Annotated in this window: 12 protein-coding genes; 4 read left to right on the top strand and 8 right to left on the bottom strand. The window is 73.5% G+C overall.

The genetic code is table 11. The annotated features are described in order from the left end of the window. Positions 1 to 214: 214 nt before the first annotated feature. From IF23_RS0119325 to IF23_RS0119315, 3 genes are all read left to right on the top strand, one after another. Positions 215 to 919 (top strand): class I SAM-dependent methyltransferase, encoded by a 705-nt coding sequence (locus IF23_RS0119325; RefSeq protein ID WP_051739708.1) that lies wholly within the window; start codon positions 215 to 217, stop codon positions 917 to 919. Between the two features lie 186 nt (positions 920 to 1,105). Beyond that, complete coding sequence (locus tag IF23_RS0119320) at positions 1,106 to 1,693, top strand: RNA polymerase sigma factor (protein WP_030285321.1); 588 nt, start codon at positions 1,106 to 1,108, stop codon at positions 1,691 to 1,693. Between the two features lie 38 nt (positions 1,694 to 1,731). After that, positions 1,732 to 2,496 carry an Ada metal-binding domain-containing protein gene (locus IF23_RS0119315; RefSeq protein ID WP_037678728.1) on the top strand — a complete coding sequence of 255 codons (765 nt, stop codon included), beginning with the start codon at positions 1,732 to 1,734 and terminating at the stop codon, positions 2,494 to 2,496. Between the two features lie 514 nt (positions 2,497 to 3,010). On the opposite strand, the gene IF23_RS0119310 is transcribed toward IF23_RS0119315, so the two are convergent. Next, entirely contained in the window at positions 3,011 to 3,292 is a 282-nt protein-coding gene (locus tag IF23_RS0119310; protein ID WP_030285318.1) for an Ada metal-binding domain-containing protein, read from the bottom strand. 527 nt (positions 3,293 to 3,819) lie between these two features. On the opposite strand from IF23_RS0119310, the gene IF23_RS0119305 reads away from it, so the two are divergent. Then, positions 3,820 to 4,188, top strand: a complete 369-nt coding sequence (locus IF23_RS0119305; RefSeq protein WP_245655028.1) for an AQJ64_40280 family protein — start codon at positions 3,820 to 3,822, stop codon at positions 4,186 to 4,188. Between the two features lie 219 nt (positions 4,189 to 4,407). Here the strand turns inward: IF23_RS0119305 and IF23_RS0119300 are convergent, their stop codons facing one another. From IF23_RS0119300 to IF23_RS0119270, 7 genes are all read right to left on the bottom strand, one after another. After that, positions 4,408 to 5,736, bottom strand: coding sequence for a class I SAM-dependent RNA methyltransferase (locus IF23_RS0119300; RefSeq protein WP_030285314.1), 1,329 nt, complete (start codon positions 5,734 to 5,736; stop codon positions 4,408 to 4,410). A 136-nt stretch (positions 5,737 to 5,872) separates the two neighbouring features. After that, a complete protein-coding gene (locus tag IF23_RS0119295) occupies positions 5,873 to 7,924 on the bottom strand; it encodes an APC family permease (protein WP_030285312.1) in 2,052 nt (683 codons plus the stop codon). A 139-nt stretch (positions 7,925 to 8,063) separates the two neighbouring features. Continuing rightward, complete coding sequence (locus IF23_RS0119290) at positions 8,064 to 12,938, bottom strand: DNA repair ATPase (protein ID WP_030285310.1); 4,875 nt, start codon at positions 12,936 to 12,938, stop codon at positions 8,064 to 8,066. A 119-nt stretch (positions 12,939 to 13,057) separates the two neighbouring features. Further along, a complete protein-coding gene (locus IF23_RS0119285; protein ID WP_030285309.1) occupies positions 13,058 to 15,196 on the bottom strand; it encodes a flotillin family protein in 2,139 nt (712 codons plus the stop codon). Between the two features lie 113 nt (positions 15,197 to 15,309). After that, on the bottom strand, positions 15,310 to 15,909 hold the full coding sequence (locus IF23_RS0119280) for a hypothetical protein (RefSeq protein WP_030285307.1): 600 nt from the start codon (positions 15,907 to 15,909) through the stop codon (positions 15,310 to 15,312). Between the two features lie 167 nt (positions 15,910 to 16,076). Further along, positions 16,077 to 17,192 carry a PucR family transcriptional regulator gene (locus tag IF23_RS0119275; protein ID WP_051739707.1) on the bottom strand — a complete coding sequence of 372 codons (1,116 nt, stop codon included), beginning with the start codon at positions 17,190 to 17,192 and terminating at the stop codon, positions 16,077 to 16,079. Between the two features lie 135 nt (positions 17,193 to 17,327). Continuing rightward, positions 17,328 to 19,313: an NAD-binding protein gene (locus IF23_RS0119270; protein ID WP_037678746.1), complete on the bottom strand. Its 1,986-nt coding sequence runs from the start codon at positions 19,311 to 19,313 to the stop codon at positions 17,328 to 17,330. Positions 19,314 to 19,859 lie beyond the last annotated feature (546 nt).

Below are 19,859 nucleotides of genomic sequence, written 5' to 3'. Positions count from 1 at the left end.
GCCGGAACCGTACCGTGACAAGGGGGATGAACCGGCCGAGATCCACAGACGGCCGTGGGGGACGAGAACCGCTTCGCACCCGCGGTCGTGGCCGGAGCGACAGGCGAGACAGGTGCGGCGCACCCACCGTGCGGACCGGCACCACGCCCGGGGTCACCCGTCGTCCGACCGCGTACCGCGCAACGGGAGCGCCACGCACGGAAGGTACGCAACGTTGACCGCACAGTATGACGATGTCGCCGGTCGGATGGCCGAGGTCGACCGGACGATCCGGCCGTACCGCAACAGTGCCGAGATTCCGGCCGTGTTGGGAGCCGTCGGTGGTCTGGCAGGGGCCGCGGTGCTGGACGCCGGATGCGGATCGGGGGCCTACACCCGGCTGCTGCGCCGGAGCGGGGCGGCCGAAGTGGTCGGAGTGGACGCGAGTCCGGCCATGGTGGCCGTCGCCCGCGCCGCGGAGGAACGCGAACCGCTCGGCATCACGTACGAGGCGGCCGACCTCGTCGACCTGGTGGCCGGACGCGCCTTCGACCTCGCCACGGCGGTCAGCGTCCTGCACTACGCCGACACGGGACGCGCCCTGTGCCGCATGTGCGAGCGCCTCTTCGCCCACCTCAGACCCGGTGGACACCTGGTCACCGTGGTGGGCAACGCCGATCTGCCCTCCGGTGCGGTCCGCGACGTCTTCTCCATCGACCGGCCCGAGCCCGTCCACGACGGCGACAGTTGCACCCTGAGCATCCACGCCACCCCGCCGATCCACCTCGCGGTACGCCACTGGAGCCGCGGGGCGTACCACACGGCCCTCCACACCGGCGGCTTCACCGACATCACCTTCACCCCCATCGGCCCTTGGAAAGCCACCCCCGGAACCGAACCCCTCGCCCTCCTCCTGTGCGCCCGTCGGCCAGAACCGTAGGGGGCTCCCTACGGCTCTCTACGGCTCCCTACGAGGTGGGCGCCCGCGCCTTCAGAGGGGCAGAGGGAACGACTCGCTGAACCGGGCACCGGGGCGGTTGCGTACCGTCGCCCGGTCCGGGCCATCGCACGGCGGCTTCGCGCAGCCCGTGCAACCATCGGGCGCCGGTCGGTGTTTTGGTGAGTGATGGACACGACAGCCGAGCCACTCTGCGAACGCCTGGCGACGGATCTGGACGACGGTTTCACGGAACTGGTCCGGGTCCACGCCTCGACGGTCCATGCCTTCCTGCTCCGGGTGACGGGAAACGCCGAGGAAGCGGACGACCTGGGCCAGGAGGCATTCCTGCGCGCCTACACGGCGCTACAGGGGTACTCCGCGGACCGGCGCCGTGCGCTGCGTCCCCGTGCGTGGCTGATGACGATCGCCGCGAACGTGTGGCGCAACCATGTGCGCACCTGCGTCCGCAGGCCCGTCGCCGGCACCCGCGTGGAGGATTCCTGCGAGAGCTGGCCGGCCGCGGGTCCGGGGCCGCAGGAGCGGGCGGACACGGCCGCCGACCGGGCCGTGCTGGTCGCGGCGCTCGCTCGATTACCCGAGCGGGCCAGAGTGGCGGTGGTCCTGCGCCATGTGGTCGGCATGAGCTACGCCGAGGTGGCCGGGGTGCAGGGCTGCTCGGTCGGTACGGTCAAGGCTCAGGTGTCGAGAGGGCTCGGCACCCTGCGTGAACTGCTGGAACCAGAAGTCGCGTTGCTGAGGGAGGTGACGAGGTGAACCGAGGTGGGGAATGGGCCTCGCAGCCGGAGGGCCGGGTGGAGACAGCACTGGCGGGACTTGCGGGCCCCGCCCCCGGGGACTTCGCGGCCCGGGTGCTCCAGCGGGTGGGAATCCCGAGGGACCGTTACGACACCTATCTGCACCTCGACGCGCCCGTCGGCGGGCTGTACGTCGCATTCGGGGCGGAGTCCGTGACCGGATCCGCGTTGGGGGAAACGCTGCCCGGCCCCCGGGCATTCGAAGAGGCGCACCTCGCCCGCACGGGGCGGAGCGCGATTCCCACGACACGGCCCCTGCCGGGTCTGCGGACCGCGTTGCGCACCGGTCGGACCAAGAATGTGCCGATGGATCTCCCGCAGCTCACCGAGGCGGAGCGGGCCGCGCTCGATGCGGTACGCACCATTCCCCGCGGGCAGTTGCGACCGCTCGCCTGGATCGTGCGGGAGTCCGGGCTCACCGACTCCGCCGCCGTCACCGAGGCGCTGATGGCCAATCCGGTGCCGCTGCTGATCCCCTGCCACCGGGTCACGTTCGACGACGGCGGTCCCTGCGATCTGCGGTACGGGCCCGCCGTGGGCGTGGCCCTGCGGGACGCCGAAGGGATCGACGACGATCTGGTGGGGCTGTCCCGCTCGGGGACGGTGTTCCTCGGCAGCGACACCACACGGATCTACTGCCATCCCACCTGCGCCCATGCCCGCCGGATCGCCCGGCCCCACCAGGTGCCGTTCCGCTCGGCACGGGCCGCCCGCGAAGCGGGTTACCGCGCCTGCAAGAGCTGCCGTCCGATAGCGGCGTAAGGCCCACGGCGGAGTGAGGTCCGCCGTGCAGGGAGACCGGTCCCGGCGTGCGGTCCCGCGCGCCGGGCGGAGAACAGCCGCGTACCGAACGCCACAGCCACGGAACCGCCCTTCACATCATCCAGCGGGGAGGAAGACGTCACGGTGCCGCTGTGCACCCGTGACCTCGTCGAGGTCACGGGCGGCGGGGCGCTGCGGCTGCTGGGGCGGCTCGATCCGCTGGCCGACCGGCGCGGCCTGACCGCCGGTGCGACCCGGCGCCAGGTCGCCGACCGCGCCGTCGTCAGGCTTCTCGTCCGCGACGGCACCCTCGCCCTCTGCCCCCGACGCCGCATCCCGGGCCGTCCGCCGACCCGCGATGCAACCGTTTCCGAACCGGCGGTGTTTCCCCTATACGTGCCACCGAACCGGACGCCGGACGAGCCGCTCCGCCGGATCCGTGGGCGTCCCGCTGCCGGTTGTGCTGGTGGTCACGCGCTCACTCTCTTCCCTGGGGCGCCCCGACCGGGCGCCCTCACGACGCGCCGTCCCCGGCCTTCCATCGCGCGTACTGCCGGGGCAGGCACACCGCGCACGGCCGGTACCCCGCGGCGACGGCGGTGACTTCGTCGGCGAAGAAGACCCGGTGGCGTGCGTAGTGCCCACAGGCGATGGCGCGCAACGCGGAGGGGCAGTCGAGCCGCCCGTACAGCTTTCCCGGCCGGTGGCCGCCGAGGGTGCCGGGTGTGGCGCTCACGTAGGGGCTGCCGTCACGCCCGACGAGCGTGTAGGTCGCGTCCCCCGTGAATCCGTCCATGACGAAGCCGAGTGTGCATCCCGCGAGCCGATGGTTCCGGCGGTATTCGGACATCGCGCTGAGGGTGCCGTCACGCCCTCGCCGCCCACCGACGCAGCTCTACGGTTCGACGGTGTTGCCGTCAGTCGTGGGCAAGATCGCCCTCAGACACTCCTGCGGGGGACCGCTCTCTCAACGCCGACAAACAACCTCGCCCCGTCCACCAGGGACGAGATGGAGAACGTTCATACAGCGGCAGTAAGCGACGCTTCCCTGTGCTCCCAGGCGCCGAGGACGGCCTTGTGCGCGTCCGGCTGGAGGTGGGCGTAGCGCTGGGTGGCCTGGAAGCTCGTGACCGAGGAGGTGCTGGACCTCGTAGAGCGAGAGGCCCTTTCCTGTGCCCACCCGCGGCCGTTCGGTTCCGATGCTCGTCTGGCTCTGTCTCATCAAGGAGCGGCGTATATCAGGGGCATCCCTGATGCGGCGAACCCCCAACATCGAGTGCACTTGGTACCGGCATACCTTCCGAGCAGAAAGCAGGCATTGTCTTGCACACGACGACGGTCGAATGGATTCGTGCCGACGAACGTCTCCCCCGCAACAGCGATTGCGTCATCGCCGCCGTGACCGGCCGCTACCCAAGCGACCCAGGAGAAGACCCGGAACCGTTCTCCGGGCAGGAGTTCTGGCTGGTGCTCCCCATGCACTTCAGCAGCATCCACCCGGTGGAGGAGACCGGGGAGATCATCGAGAACTGCTTCCACGACCCGGACGGCGTGATCCGATTTCCCCTCGGCGGACCGAGCAGCGACGAAGTGGTCACACACTGGGCCGAGTTGCCCAACCTCCCCGGAGCCGACGTCCAGAGCATCCTCGGTGACGGTGTAGGCCCTGCCCTTCGCCACGTGTCCGATTAGACGTCGTCTCCTTGGCGAGCTGGCGACAGTCGGCGAGCCGGGCCATGCTGCCGACAATCAGCCTCTGACCGGGCCGCCCCAGCATGCCCAGCTCGCTCAACGCATCGGCGCCGCGCAGCCGCAGCTGCCGCCGCAACCCCCCCCGGCACCCCGCCGCGCGCACGCGGCCGATGCCCGTAACACCCACACCGCACCTCACGCACACGCGGAACCCCCAGCTCAGGCGCCCTTCCCCGCCTTCTCCAGGATCGCCACGCACTCCACGTGGTGGGTCATCGGGAACAGGTCGAACGCCTGCGTCCGCCGGGGCACGTAGCCCGCCTCGCGGAAGTACGCCAGGTCGCGGGCGAGGGCGGCGGGGTCGCAGGCCACGTAGGCGATGCGGCGGGGGGTGAGGGAGGCGAGATGGGTGACGGTTTTGCGGCCGGCGCCGGCGCGGGGCGGGTCGAGGACGATGAGGTCGGCGGAGGTGATGCCGGTCCGGGGGAGGATCTGCTCGACCTTGCCGTGTTCGATGCGGACGCGGTCGAGGTCCTGGAGGTTGTGGCGGGCGTCCTCGGCGGCGCGCTTGCCGGATTCGATGCCGAGGACCGCGCCCTTCTCGCCGACGCGTTCGGCGAGCGCACCGGCGAAGAGACCGACACCGCAGTAGAGGTCGAGGGCGGTGTCGCCCTTCTTCGGCATCAGACCGCGCATCACGGCTTCCACGAGGACGTCGGCGGCCATCGGGTGGACCTGCCAGAAGCCGCCGTTGCCGACGCGCCAGGTGCGGTCGGCGGCGCGCTCGCGGACGAAGGGGCGGCCGTGGACGCGGTGGACGCCGCCGTCCTTCTCGTTGATCCGCAGCACCGAGACCGGCTTGTCCAGCTCGACGATCGGCAGACGGCCGCCGGGGCGCGGGGTGAGGACGACCTGACGGTCGTGGGAGCCGGTGGCGGCGATGGCCTCGACGGTGGCGATCTGCGGCCACTCGCGCTTCTCGATGCCCAGCTCGGTGACGCCGGGGGCGGCGATCAGGCAGCGGTCGACGGGCTGCACCTCGTGGGAGCGGTGCTTGCGCAGACCGGCGTGGCCGTCGGCGTCGACGGCGTACTGGACGCGGGTGCGCCACGCCGGGACCTCGCCCTTGGCGACCTTGTCACCGGGGGCGGGGGCGACGGTGCCGTCCCAGCGGGCCTCCTCGGGGGTGAGACCGGCCAGCCGCTCCAGCTGTTCGGTGATGACGGCGCCCTTGAGGCGGCGCTGCGCGCCGGGCGCGGCGTGCTGCCAGTCGCAGCCGCCGCACCTGCCGGGGCCGGAGAACGGGCAGGGCGCCTCGACGCGGTCCTTGGAGGGGGTGTGGATCTCCACGGCGTCGGCGCGCAGGAAGCGGGCGCCCTCGGCGCCCTCCGTGACGCGGGCGGTGACGCGCTCGCCGGGCAGCGCGTGGCGGACGAAGAGGACCTGGCCCTCGTCGGTGCGGGCGATGCAGTGGCCGCCGTGGGCGACGGGGCCGACCTCGACCTCGTACTCCTCGCCGACCAGCGACTTCTCGGGTTCTGTCTGCATGGCGGGCGAAGCTCCAAAGGGTGGGACCGGCGCGGCGGGGCCGCGGCCGGGTACGGCGGACGACAGCCTTCGAGTCTACGTGCCGCGGCCCCGTGCCCCGTGCCGGGCGCAGCTCGCGCGCCCGGCACGGTCCCCGTCACTTGCGGGGTGCGGCCTTGTCCTTCTTCGGCTGGCTGACCGGACCGCGGCGGACGGCGCCCGGCGCGTTCCACTCGGCGCGGCGGCGGGCCCGCTTCTTGGCCGCCTCGGAGGAGTCCAGCTGCCAGGGGACGGAGGTGACCATGACGCCGGGGGTGAACAGCAGCCGCCCCTTGAGGCGCAGCGCGGACTGGTTGTGGAGCAGGTGCTCGTACCAGTGGCCGACGACGTACTCCGGGATGTAGACCGAGACGACGTCGCGCGGCGATTCGCGGCGCAGCGACTTGACGTGGTCGACGACGGGGCGGGTGATCTCGCGGTAGGGCGAGGCGAGGACCTTGAGGGGGACCTCGATGCCGCGGCGTTCCCACTCGGCGCGCAGCGCCTTCGTGTCGGCCTGGTCGACGTCGACGCTGACCGCCTCCAGGGTGTCCGAGCGCATCAGCTTGGCGTAGTTCAGGGCCCGCAGGGTCGGCTTGTGGACCTTGGAGACGAGGACGAGGGAGTGCACCCGGGAGGGGCGGACGATGTCGTCGTCGGGGGTGTCCTCGGCGGCGATCTCCTCGGAGACCCGGTCGTAGTGGCGGCGGATCGCGGTCATCGTGACGAAGAAGATGACCATGCCGAGGAGGGCCACCCACGCGCCGTGGGTGAACTTCGTCAGCAGTACGACGACGAGGACCAGACCGGTGAGGGTGGCGCCGAAGGCGTTGATCGCCCGGGAGCGGTGCATCCGGTTGCGGGCCGCCGGGGACTTCTCGGTGCGCAGATGGCGGTTCCAGTGCCGGACCATGCCGATCTGGCTGAGCGTGAAGGAGACGAAGACACCGACGATGTAGAGCTGGATCAGCCGGGTGGAGTCCGCGCCGTAAATGTAGACGAGGACGGCGGCGGCTCCGGCGAGCAGCACGATGCCGTTGGAGAACGCGAGGCGGTCGCCGCGGGTGTGCAGCTGGCGGGGGAGGTAGCGGTCCTGGGCGAGGATCGAGCCGAGCAGCGGGAAGCCGTTGTAGGCGGTGTTCGCGGCCAGGAAGAGGACCAGTGCGGTCGCCGCCGCGAGGATCACGAAGAGGAACGATCCCTTGCCGAAGACCGCCTCGGCGACCTGCGAGATGACCGGGTTCTGGGTGTATCCGGAACCGACCGGATGGCCGTGGTCGAGCAGGTCGGTGGCGGGCTTCTCCGCCATCTTCACGCCGGTGGTCATCGCCAGCGCGATGATGCCGCAGAACATCGTGACGGCCAGACCGCCCATGAGGGCGAGGGTGGCGGCGGCGTTCTTCGACTTGGGCTTGCGGAACGCCGGGACGCCGTTGGAGATCGCCTCGACGCCGGTGAGCGCGGCGCAGCCGGAGGAGAAGGCGCGCAGCAGCAGGAAGATCAGCGCGAAGCCGGCCAGTCCGCCCTGTTCGGCGTGGATGGTGTAACCGGCGGTGGGTGCCTTCATGTCGTGGCCGAGGATCAGCCCGCGGAAGGCGCCCCAGAGGATCATGAGGAAGACACCGGCGACGAAGACGTACGTCGGGATGGCGAAGAGCTTGCCGGACTCCTTGACGCCGCGCAGGTTCATCAAGGTCAGCAGGACGATGATGCCGATCGCGCAGAACGTCTTGTGTTCCACGACGAAGGGGATCGCCGAGCCGAGGTTCTCGACGCCGGAGGCGATGGAGACGGCGACGGTCAGGACGTAGTCGACCAGCAGGGCGCTGGCGACGGTCAGGCCCGCCTTGGGGCCGAGGTTGGTGGTGGCGACCTCGTAGTCGCCACCGCCGCTCGGGTAGGCGTGCACGTTCTGCCGGTACGACGCGACGACGGTGAACATCAGCACCACGACGGCGAGCGCGATCCACGGGCTGAAGTGGTAGGCGGAGACGCCTGCCACGGACAGCACCAGCAGCACCTCGCCCGGGGCGTAGGCCACGGACGAGAGCGGGTCGGAGGCGAAGACGGGGAGGGCGATGCGCTTGGGGAGAAGGGTCTCGCCGAGCTTGTCGCTGCGGAGTGCGCGCCCGATCAGGATGCGTTTGGGCACGTCGGTCAGTTTGGACACGCAGAGGATGCTAAGCCTTCATCCTCGGCGCGGCCCACCCGCCACCCGGCTCGTAGGAACGGCAGGTGGCGGGCGGCACGGCGCCCTTCCCGCACCCTTCACGGGACGCGCACACCTCCCTCACGGTGCCCGTCCGGGGTCAGCCGGTGCGCCAGGTCCGCTTGATCTCGGCCCAGCGACGGGCCTGGTCAGGGGTGAGGCGGCCGCGGAGCTCGGCGAGCTTGAGGAGGTTGGCCTCGGCGCCGCCGGTGAGCGTCTGGGCCTCGGCGCGGTAGTGGTCGTCGAGCAGCGCCTCGGTCTCCGTGTCGTTCATCACGGGCACCAGCCGCGCGGCGATCTTGTTGGTGTTGCGGTACGAGCCCTGGAGCAGGAACGGCGGCTCGGTGCGGGTGGCGTCGGCCTGTGCGGCGGAGTCGATGTAGGCGCGGTTGACGGCGAGGACGGTCTCCTGGACGCGCAGCAGGGTGCGCAGCACGGCGAGGATCTGCTCCAGCTCGGCGGGGGCGTAGGGGTGGCCGAGCCGGTCGGCGTGGGCGGTGGGGTCGCGGCGGGCGAGGCGGACGAGCAGGTCGGTGTCGGCGCGGTCGCGGGTGGCGAGCGGCGCCAGGTGCGGGTTGGCGGTCAGCGCGTTCTCGATGTGGGAGAGGGCGAACAGCTCCTCCTTCCCGGCGAGGACGTCGCCGAGGTTCCGTACGTCGGCGCGGTTGGCGAGCATGTCGGGCAGCCGGAAGCGGCGGCCGGACTCGGTGTACGGGTTGCCCGCCATGCAGACCGCGAACCGCTTGCCGCGCAGGTCGTAGCTGCGGGCCTCGCCGTTCCAGACGCCCTCCATGCGGCGCTGGGCATCGCAGAGCGGGATGAACTTCTGGAGGAGTTCGGGCGAGGTGTGCTGGATGTCGTCGAGGTGGAGGAGGACGTTGCTGCCCATCTCCAGGGCGAAGGAGATCTTCTCGACCTCGCGGCGGGCGGCGGCGTCGGGCGCGGCGGCCGGGTCGAGGGAGGTGGTGCCCTGCCCGAGGGCGGGGCCGTCGACCTTGACGAGGACGAGTCCGAGGCGGGCGGCGACGTACTCCAGCAGGGTCGTCTTGCCGTAGCCGGGCGGCGAGAGCAGGAGCAGCAGGCCCTGGCTGTCGGTGCGGCGGTCTGCGCCCGCGGTGCCGAGCTGGGTGGCGAGGTTGTCGCCGATGAGCGGCAGATAGACCTCGTCGATCAGGCGGTTGCGGACGAAGGCGGGCATGACCTGGGGGCGGTAGGCGTCCAGGCGCAGGCGGCGGCGTTCGGCGTCGAGGAGCGCGGTGCGGTGGCGGGTGTAGGCGCGGTGCGCGGGGACGCGGTGGGTGCGGAAGGCGCGGGTGCGGTCGAGGAGTTCGTCCAGGCGCAGCGGGAGGGTGCCGTCGGTGAGCGTCGGATGGCTGCCGAGGAGGCCGTCGACGGTGCAGGTGACCGGGGCGTCGACGGGGCGGCGGGGCAGGTCGGGGCCGCAGAGTTCGATGGCGGCGGCCTCGGGGAGGTCGGCGGGCGGGGCGCCGCGGTCGTCGGCGTAGCCGCCGAGCCAGGCGGTGACGAGTTGGTGGCGGGCGGCGAGGTCGTCGCCGAGGGCGGTGAGGTCGTCGGCGTACTCCTTGACGGCGGCGGAGCCGGGGCCGCCGAGGGCCTGGTGGAAGCCGGTGAGGAGGTCGCGGGCGGCGGCGCCGGTGGCGAAGCGGGGGCTGCCGTCGGCCAGCTCCTCGAAGAGGTACGTGCCGGTCTCCCCGGCCGTGGCTCCGTCGGCGGGGCCGCTCAGCCCGGAGGCGGTGAGGAAGGCGGTGGCGGCGCCGGTCAGTTCCGCGGCGAGGTCGGCGGGGCCGGTGGTGCGGCCGAAGCGGGCGCGGGCCCGGGCCAGGGAGTGGGCGCGGGTGGCCCAGGCGGTGCGGGCGGCGGGGTCGGTGCCGTGGTGCCAGAAGAGCTGGGCGGCGGCGCGGACCCGCGGGGTGAAGCGGAGCAGTCCGGCGTCGGCGCGCAGCCGCAGCAGGGCGTCGAGGACGGCGGTGGCGTCCAGGTCGTGGACGCCGCGGTCGTACCCCTCGTCGTACCGGGCCTGGGCGGCGGCGCGGACCAGGTCGGGGAGGGTGCCGTCGGCGCGCGCCGCGTGGAGTGCGTCCAGGGTCAGGCCGTCGTGACCGGTCTCGGCGTGGTCGAGGAGGAGGGCGGCGAGGTGTTCGGCGCGGTAGACGGCCGGGGACTCGGAGGCGAGGGGCTGGTCGCGGAATTCCCGGAAGGCGCGGTCGGCGGTGAGGCGGGCGTCGTCGGCCGGGGCGCGGTAGTCGGTGCCGGTGACGGCGAAGGCGAGGCCGTCGCCGTGCGGGACGAGGGTGAGGTCGAGCGGCTGGGTGTTGACGGCGAAGCGGTGGCGGCCCAGCCGCAGGGTGCCCTCGGGGTCGTAGAGGTCGGCGCGGTCGCGGAGCGCGCGGACGGCCTCCTGGCGGGCGGCGGTGAGGCGGCCCTCCAGCTCACCGGCGCGTACCGGGTCGGCGAGGGTGCGCAGTTCGGCGGCGGTGGCGCGGACCTTGGCGACGAGCGGGTCGGTGGCGAAGTAGGCGTGGATGTCGTCGGCGGCGGCCAGGGCGCGGGCGCGGCGGGTGACGGTGGCGAGGACCCGGTCGGCGGATTCGGCGAGCCGGTCGGTGTGGCGGGCGCGGGCGTCGAGCTGGGCCTGCTTGCGGGCGGCGAACGCCTCGTGGATCTCGTCGCGCCGTTCCGCGATCCGGGCGAGGCGGGCGTCCTGCACGTCGTCGGCGCCGCCGTCGGGTCCGCCGAAGCGGGCTTCGAGGTCCTCGACCTGGAGGAGCAGCGCGGCGAGTTGGGTGTCGCACTCCTCGGGGGTGGCGGCGTCGGCGAGCGCACCGGCGACGGACTGGCCGAGGAGGGCGAGCCGGGCGGCGAACTCCTCCTTGCCCTCGGCCTCGGCGAGGGTGCGGCGGCGGGCGTCGAGGGTGGCGCGGGCGCGGTTGACGGCGCCGAGGGCGTCGCCGATGCGGCCGAGGACAGCGGTGCGGACGGTGGTGTCGTCGAGGTCGAGGGTGGCGACGATCTCGGTGACGGTGCGCAGACCGTCGGCGACCTCGTCGATCCGGGCGGTGAGGGCGGCGGCGTCGGCGACGGTGGCGAGCGCGGACGCCTCGTCGGTGAGCGCGGCGACGGTGCGGTGGGTGGTGGCGAAGGCGTCGTCGGCGGCGAGGAAGGCGACGGCGCGGCGGGCGGTGGCGGCGAGGTCGTCGGCGAGCGTGGCGGAGAGCGCGTCCAGCGCGGTGCGGTCGACGTAACGGACCTCGCGCAGGGATTCCAGCCGGCCCTGGGCGCGGCGCAGCGCGGTGAGATGGCCGACCCAGGCGGCGGCCTCGTCGGGCTGCTCGCCGCGGACCCGGCGGACCAGCGCGGTGGTCTCGGTGGTGGCGCGCTCCAGTTGCCCGGCGGCGCCGTCGCGGAGTGCGGTGACCCGGGCGAACTCCTCGACGACCCGGGCGGCTGCCGCGCCGACGGCGGCGAGGGGTTCGGCGGGGGCGCCGAGGTCGGGGTCGGTGAGCCAGTGGTGGGTGTCGGCGGCGCGGGTGGCGGCCGTCGCGAGGGCGTCGAAGACGGCGGCGGACGGCTCGGTGCCGGTGGCCATCCGGGCCACGCCGAGCAGATCGGCGATGCCGGAGACCAGTTCGGCGTTGCCGATGCGGGCGAGCGGTCCGTCGCCCTGCGGGCGGGCGGCGGCGTACGCGTCGGAGGTGAAGGGGGTGTGCCAGATCTGCAGCGGGTGGACACGGGCCGCCTCGGCGCCCGCGTCCCGCAGCACGGCGAGGGTGCCGTCGTCGAAGAGGGCGTGGCCGCGCCCGGTGAGCGGGGCGGCGGCCTCCTCGCGGATGACGTTGTACGGCAGCAGCAGGGTGTGGCCGTCGGCGGGGCGGCGGAAGACGTAGAGGACGTCCTCACCGTTGGGCGAGCGCACCGCGCGGGCGAACTCCAGCCCGTCGGCGGCGGTGCCGAAGAGTTTGGTGCCGCCGGTGGCGAGGTGGTAGCCGCCGGGGAAGACGAGGCCCTGTCCGTCGGGAAGGGCGCGGCAGGCCCGGCCCGCGGCGTCGATGCGGGTGACGGTGCGGGTGCGGGTGTGGAAGACGAGGCAGCGGACGGTCTCCTCGTTGTACGGGCGGATGCGCAGCAGGATCAGCGGGCCGGTGCGGGCGTGTTCGACCTCGGCGTCGGCGAGCGACTGGAGCGGTTCGTCGACGGGTTCGCTGTGGATGCCGTCCGGGGTGGTGGTGTCGTTCTCCGCCTTGAGGGTGAGTTGGCCGCCGGAGAGGGAGACGTAGACGGCGCCCCGGACGTCGATGTGCGGATGGCGTCCGGCGACATGGTCCTCGCGGGTGGCGGCGGTGAAGGTGACGTCGTGGGCGGGCGGGTCGGTGAGGTCGCGTTCGCCCTGGTCGTCGAGGTAGGCGGGGGTGCCGTCGGCGGCCAGGCGCCAGCGCAGCACCCGTAGGTCGCCGGGGCGCTCCCCGGTGCGGAAGACGGCGAGCAACAGCGCCTCGGTGCGGCGCAGTTCCCGGAGCCGGGCCTGACGGTAGTAACGGTGCAGCTCGGAGAGGTCGCGGCGGAAGCGCGGGTCCGCCAGGAGGCCGGGCAGCGCGCCGGGGGCGGCCGGGGCGAGGGTGTCGCCGTCGCGGCGGTACAGCGCGAAGACGTCGTCGGGTCCGGGCTCGGTGACGGTGGCCGACGGGTGGTGGCCGAAGAGCAGATGGCCGCCGACCTCGACGACATCGCCGGGCAGACAGGGCGCGGCGCTCTCCAGCCGCCCGGTGGCCGCCAGTTCCAGGCCCGCGCCGCCGAACTCCTCGGTGCGGCGGGCGTTGAGGGCGCGGGCCCGCTCGGCCAGCTCCCCCGCGGCGGCCCGCAGCCGGTCGCGCAGCACCTCGTACGTGCCGTCGCCGGGCGAGGCGTCCGGCGTACGGTCCGCGGCGTCCGTGGTCTGCTGCGCGCTGTCGGTGTTCACGTTCTGGCTCTCCCGGTTCTCTCCCGGTGGCCCGGCACCTGCCGGGCCACCGGGCGGCTGACGTCGTACGGGGCGGACGGGGCGGCCCGGCGGCGCGCCCCGTCCCTGCGGCGTACGGGCTACGCGACCGGTGCCGCGGAGCCGTTGACGGCGGCGGGGCCGTCGGGGGCGGCGGCCGGTGCGGCGGCGAGAGCGCCGAGGTCACCGAGGCGCAGACCGTCCAGACCCTGGGCGCGGACCGCGTCCAGCAGGCCCTGGAGCGGCGCTGCCTGCGGGCCGCCGCCCGCGATCAACCGGCCGAGCGCCGCGGCGAGGGTGAGGTCCCGCAGCCCGGAGGCGCCGAGTCCGCCGAGCATCGCGCCGAGGTCGCCGGTGAACGTCGAGTGCTCCTTGTCGAGCCAGGGCGCCGCGACGGTGCGGACCGTCTCGGACCGGTCGACGAGGGCGTCGAGCCCCTTGGCGGTGCCGATCGAGCCGACGACCTTGTCGAAGAAGGCGCTCTCGCCGCCGACGATGTCGATGCGGGCGTTCTCCAGACCGGTGGCGAGCACCGTCGCCTGCGCCTCGGCGACCTGCCGCCGCACATCGAGGTCGGCCATCCGGATCTCCTTCTCGGCGGCGAGCCGCAGCCGGTACTCCTCGTGCTCCCGGCTCGCGGCGTCCAGCGCCGCCATCGCCGCGGCCTTCTCGGTGAGCCCCGCGGCCTCCGCCTTCAGCTTCTCGCCGATGGCGACCGCGTCGGCGTGCGCCTGCGCGGTGGTGCCCTCGGCCTCGGCGAGCGCCTTGGCGCGGGCGCCGTCCGCCTCGGCCCGCAGCAGCGCCGCGGCGGCCTCGGCCTCGGCGCGCCCGGACCGCTCGATGACCTCGGCGTTCCGCTCGCGGACCTGCACCTCGGCGAGGCCGGCGGCCGCCGCCTGGGCCTGCTCCCCCTCGGCGAGCCGGATCTTGGCCTGGGCGTCCAGCTCGGCGGTCTTGTGCCGGGTCTCGGCGAGGGTGATCTCCTCGGCGGCGCGGTGGGTGGCCGCCGCTTCCGCCGCCTCGGCCGCCTTGATGTCCTTGACCAACCGCTCCTGCGCCTCGGCCTCGGCCCGGATGATCAGCGACTGCCGCTCGCGCTCCGCCTCCTCGACGGTGCGCAGCTTCTTGATCTCCTCCTCCTGCGCGGCGACGGTCTTCTCGACGGCGATGCGCTCGCGGATGACGTCGGCGATCTCCCGCTTCTCCGCCTCGACCTCCTTGTCGGCGGCGATGCGGGTCAGCTGCGTCTCCCGCTCCCGGGCGATCACCTCCAGGAGGCGGTCCTTCTCGATGCGCTCGTTCTCGATGGCGACGATCCGCTCACGGTTCTTGACCGCGACCACGATCTCCCGCTCGCGGTTCTCGTTCTGGATGCCGAGCGCCTCCTCGGTCTTGAGGTGCGCGGACTGCGACCGCAGCCGCTCCTCGGCCTGCACCCGCGCCGTCTCGGCCTCCTCCCGCGCCCGGACGATCTCGATCTCCCGCTGCTGCTTGATCTCCGCGTCGGCCTGCCGCCGCTGGAGTTCGAGGACCGCCTCGCGGGCGTCGACGTTCTGCCGGGTGATCTCCTTCTCCTCGTTGCGCTGGTACTCGTTGGTGCGGACGTGCTCGATCGCCGTCAGCTCGGTGATCTTGCGGATGCCCTGCGCGTCGAGGATGTTGGCGGAGTCCAGTTGCGCCAGCGGCGTCTGCTCCAGGTAGTCGATGGCCGCGTCCTCCAGGCTGTAGCCGTTGAGGTCGGTGCCGATGACCGCGATGATCCGGTCCCGGAACTCGTCCCGCATCGTGTACAGGTCCTGGAAGTCCAGCTGCTTGCCGACGGTCTTGAGCGCCTCGGAGAACTTCGCGGCGAACAGCGCCTGGAGGGTGCTGTCGTGGCTGGCGCGCTCGGTGCCGATGGCCTGGGCGACCTTGACGACGTCCTCCTTCGTCTTGTTGACGCGGACGAAGAAGGCGATCCGGATGTCGGCGCGGATGTTGTCCTTGCAGATCAGCCCCTCGTGCCCGGTGCGGCCGATCTCGATGGTCTTCACCGAGATGTCCATCACCTCGGCCTTGTGCAACACCGGCAGCACCACCGCGCCGGTGAACGTCACCTCCACCTTGCGGTACTTGGAGACGATCAGCGCCTGACCCTGGTGGACCTTGCGGTAGAGGCGGGTCACGGCGAAGACCGCGACCAGCACGATGAGGACGGCTACGGCGACTGCTACGCCGATTCCTATGGTGAGGGCATCCATCGATAAATCCCTGTGTCGATTCGGGAGGGTGACGACGCGCGGGGCCCGGTGCGCGGCATGCGGCGGCGCACCCATGGGCGGGCGGGGAGCGGGTGCGGCCGGTCGGCCGCGGCTCAGACGACGGGTTTGTGCGGGTCCAGCGCGCCGTCGTAGGGCGCGACCCGGAAGAACTCGCCGTCGGCGTCGTAGGCGTAGATGAGGGCGGTGCTGCCCGCGACGAGTCCGCTCTCGTCGGTGCGGACCTGGACGACGGCGGTGGAGCCGTCGTCGGCGCGGACCTCCGCCTGACCGAAGTCGGCGGCGACGCGGCCGGTGCGTACGGTGCAGACGCGGCCGATGAAGTCGTCGCGGGAGGCGACCTTCTCGGGCGGCAGCAGGCGGCGGGCGAGGCGCCCGGCGAGGCGGACCCCGGCCCACGCCACCGCGAGGGCGGCGACCAGCGTGGCGGTGCGCGCGGGCCCCTCGGGCACCAGCGCCGCACCGGCCAGGCACACCAGCCAGGCCAGGAGCAGTCCGAGCGACAGCGATACCGTCACCGGCAGTCCGGCGCCGGTCGAACCGTCGGTGTCGGCGTGGCCACCCTCACCCCCGTCGAGGATGTGCACGCCGACGCCGCCGATCAGGACCAGCAGCCAGTACACGGCGACCACGACCAGGGCGAAACTGAAGAGCGCTGCCGGAAAGGCCAGCGCGGCTCTCAGGAAATCGGCCATGATCGTTCCCCCGTTGTGCTGCCGATGGCGGTACCGCTGTCGATGTCCGCATCGTGGCAGCAGAAGGCCGCCGGGCACATTGCCGGTTTCCGGCAATCTTTATGCGTTCTTGATGGCCTGTTATCGCCATACGACGTGCCGGGCACGCGGCGCGGCCCGGCACACCGTCACAGCGGCGTCCCCGGCCAGCCCAGCGCCCGGGCGCCCAACGCCGCGGTCTCCAGGGTGAATCGCTGCAACCCGTCGGCCGGGTCGTAGCCGGTCAGGAACTTGATGCGCTCCAGGCGGTACGAGAGGGTGCGCACGCTCACCGACAGCCGCCGGGCCGCCTCGGCGTTGACATATCCGGCCGCGGCACACGCCGACAACGTCTCCAGCAGCGGTTCGGCGCCGCCGCGCGCCTCGGTCAGCGGGCCCAGGACGCTGCGGACGAGATCGGCCATGGCGGCCCGGTCGCGGAGCAGCACCGGGAAGACCAGCAGGTCGGCGGCGCGCAGCACCGGTGCGGACAGCTCCAGCTGCTCCCCCAGCTCCAGGGTGCCGAGCGCCTCCTCGTAGGAGCGGACCACGCCCTGGGCGCCGGAGTGCGGGCGGCCGATGGCGACCCGCCGGGCGCCCTCGCGTCCGGCCACCTCGCCGCGGGCGGTGGCCGCGAAGGCTTCCAGCAGGGCCGGTTCGGCACTTGCCGCGATGCAGATCAGCCGTCCGCCCTTGGTGGTGATCAGCGCGTCCCGGTCGCCGAAGCGGCCGATCAGCTCGCGCTCCACGCGCCCGGCGACGGGGTGGACATCGTCGTACGGGCCGCTGCCCTCGGCGACCGCGACGGCGTGCGCGCGGGCCAGCCGCAGCCCGAACCGCTCCGCGCGCTCGGCCAGCCGTCCCAGGTCGCTGCGCCCGTAGAGCAGGTCGTCGATGAACTCGCGGCGGGCGGCCTCCTCCTCCCGCACCGCCAGCCGGGTCGCCCGCTCGTGGCCCTCGCCGAGCGCGGAGACCGCCGTCTCCACGGCGCCGAGCAACGCATCGCCGGTACGGGCGCGTTCGCCGATCCCGGCAGCGCGGGCGACCCCGGGGAGGGAGCCCCAGAGTCTGCGGGTCTCACCGAGGTAGAGGCCGACCAGCTCCCGCAGGCCGTACCCCGCCTCGGCGGCCCGCTCGCCCAGTTCGCGCAGGGCCTCCCGCTCGGGGCGGGCGAGCGCCCGGCCGGTGGCCGAGACCTCGCCGAGCAGGGCGGCGTAGCCGTCGAGGAAGGAGTCGGGTATCGCGACGGGCGTACGGCGGCTCACCGGGTGCCGCCGCGCCGTGCGCCGGTGGCACCGCCCCGTCCCCGGCGGCCCGTCGGCCGCTCTCCCCCGTACCGCTCCACCACGTCGCGCACTTCCCCGCACCTTCCTTGCCGGATCCCGGACATCTTTGTGCCCTCAATCTTGCCGGATCCCGGAAGCGGCCGGGCGCCGGCCCAGCAGATCGCCGAGTCCTTCGCGGGTGGCGGCGAGAAGGACCCGGTCCTGGGGGCGCAGCACGTAGGTGTCGCCGAGTTCGTGGACGAGGCGGGCGGGTTCCCGCTCCGTGCCGTCCGGTTCGGCCGCCGCGGCGTCCGGTCCGGCGTCGTCGGGCGCGGAGGTGTCCACCGCCAGCACCCGCAACCGGCCGGGGCGCAGCACCTCGGCGACGGTGCGGCCGGACAGCTCCGGATGGCCGCGCGCCTCGACCCGCGCCACCAGCAGCACCCGCCGCTCGACCGGGATGGCGCCGATGATCTGACGGCCCATGAGCGCACCGGCGAAGGCGGGCGCCGCGAGGAAGGTGACGCTGCGGCTGCGGGTCAGCGCCCGCGGATGGGCGGCGCGCAGGGTGCGGTAGACGGCGGTGGCGAACCGGTCGTCGAACAGCCGCAGCGTCACCCGCAGCCGCGGGGTGAGCGAACGGGCGTAGAGCGCCGCCTCCAGATTGGTGGAGTCCACGCTGGTCAGGGCGAGCAGCGTACGGGCCCGTTCGATCTTGGCGGCCTCCAGGACGCCCTCGTCGGTGACGTCACCCAGAACGACGGGGACCCGCAGCCGACGGGCGAGCGGAATGCCCCGCGCCTCCGGGTCCGCCTCGACGCACACCACGGGGATGCCCAGTTCGTGCAGCCGGGTCAGCACCCGGGTGCCGACCTTGCCCAGGCCCAGCAGGACGACATGGCCGGACAGTCCGCGCGGCGGGCGGCGCAGGGTGGCGGCGCTGCGGAACGTGCCGAGCGCCTCCAGCACCGCCGCGATCAGCACCGGCAGCAGCAACAACCCGGTGAGCCCGGACAGCAGTTGGAGGACCTTGCGGGCGAGCGGTTCGTCGACGGCCGGGTCGTTGATGGCGAACAGGTCCAGGAGCGAGAGGTAGACGGCGTGCAGCGGCGGTTCGCCGGTGGTGAGGGTGGAGGCGACGGCCAGCGCCAGCACCGCGCCGACGATCCCGGCGATCGACCAGCGCAGCCGGGCGGAGAAGAGCGAGCCGAGCGGGGCGCCCCGGCCGCGCAGCGCACGGGGCCGCACCTGACGGCCCCCGTAGGTGACGGTCTCCAGGACGACGCGGCTGCCGCCCGCCTCCCGCGCCACCGCGACGGCGCCCGCGCCGGGCAGCATCACCGGCCCGTCGTCGTCGCCCCGGGACGCGCTCCGGTGACGCCCCGCGAGATGGTCCGGGCGGTGGCCGTCGTCCGGGTCGTCGGCGGAGGGTGACAGCAGCGCGAGGGTGCACAACTGGGTGCCGGTGCCCCGGCCCGGTGCGTCGGGGCCGCGCTCCACGGCGCGCAGCAGCAACCCGTCCGCCTCGATGACCTTGCTGGTCCCGGCGACGGCGGTGGCCGCGAGGGCGGGCGCGACGGTGTCGGCGTCGGAGAGCACGGTGGTCGAGGCGTCGATCCACTCCGCGTCCGCCGGATCGGTGTCCGTGGCGACCGCCGCCGCCTGGTCGAGCAGCGCCTCCACATGCTGGCCGAGCTTGCGGTTGTAGAGCCGGATGACCAGCCGCAGCCGGGGGTTGAGGCGGCGGGCGCGCAGCGCCGCGTGGATGTTGGTCTCGTCGTCGTCGTAGACGAGCGCCAGCGCCTCCGCCCCGGGGACCCCCGCCTCGATCAGCGTCGCGTCGTCCGCCTCGGCCGACTCCAGGATCCGTACGGTCTCCTCGGGCGGCGCGCCGCCGTCCGCGCCCGGTGCGTCCGACGGCAGCAGCGAGGTGCGGGCCACCGCGGCGGTGACCCGGCCGAGCAGTGCGGAGGCCCGGCCCAGTCCGCGCAGCGACGGCGGGATCCGGGGCCGGTGCGGCTCGCGGGCGGACGGCATGACGAGGGTGACGCGTTCGCGGTAGACGTCGCGGAGTTCGGCGGCGATGCGGTGCGCGAGGGCGTCGTCGCCGCAGACCACCATGGCGGGTTGCGCCGGGGGCGGCGGGAACGACGGTGCGGACGGGCTCTGGTGCGGCAGGTTGGGCACCCGCGTAGCGTGCCTCATGATCACCGGGCGGCGCACCCGGTCGCACGGGCTCCGGATCGGGCCCGCACGGGGCGCCCCGGTACCGCACGGGGCGGGCCGCACGGGGCGCGCCCGGCCGTCGCGGGCCGACGGTCCGTACCCGCCGCGCCGTACGGACCGGGGCGCCGGTCCATCCGTAGAGGGCACCCCCGGGCCGCACGGCGCGAGGTTCGGGCCGTAAGGTGCCGCCTCGGCGTACGTCCGCGAGCGCCGCCAGGCATCCGGAATCCCGTATCCCGCTTCGCTCGGTGGCGGTCGCCTCACCCACCGCGCACACCACCCCTCCGGGGCGCCGCGAGGCCCCCGGGGATGCGGGCGGCACCGGCGTTGACGCTTAAGCTCGTCCCCGGGCGGCGCCGTACGCGGTGCGGCCCCTTGTTGCCCGGAAAGCGGAGAGAGAAGAGTGAGCAGGGTGTTCGTGCGGGTCGGCGGAGTGACCAG

It is taken from the genome of Streptomyces catenulae (assembly GCF_000718015.1).
GTDB classification, from domain to species: domain Bacteria; phylum Actinomycetota; class Actinomycetes; order Streptomycetales; family Streptomycetaceae; genus Streptomyces; species Streptomyces catenulae.
The sequence above is the reverse complement of the archived record's forward strand: the minus strand, read 5'-3'. Positions and strand labels throughout refer to the sequence as shown.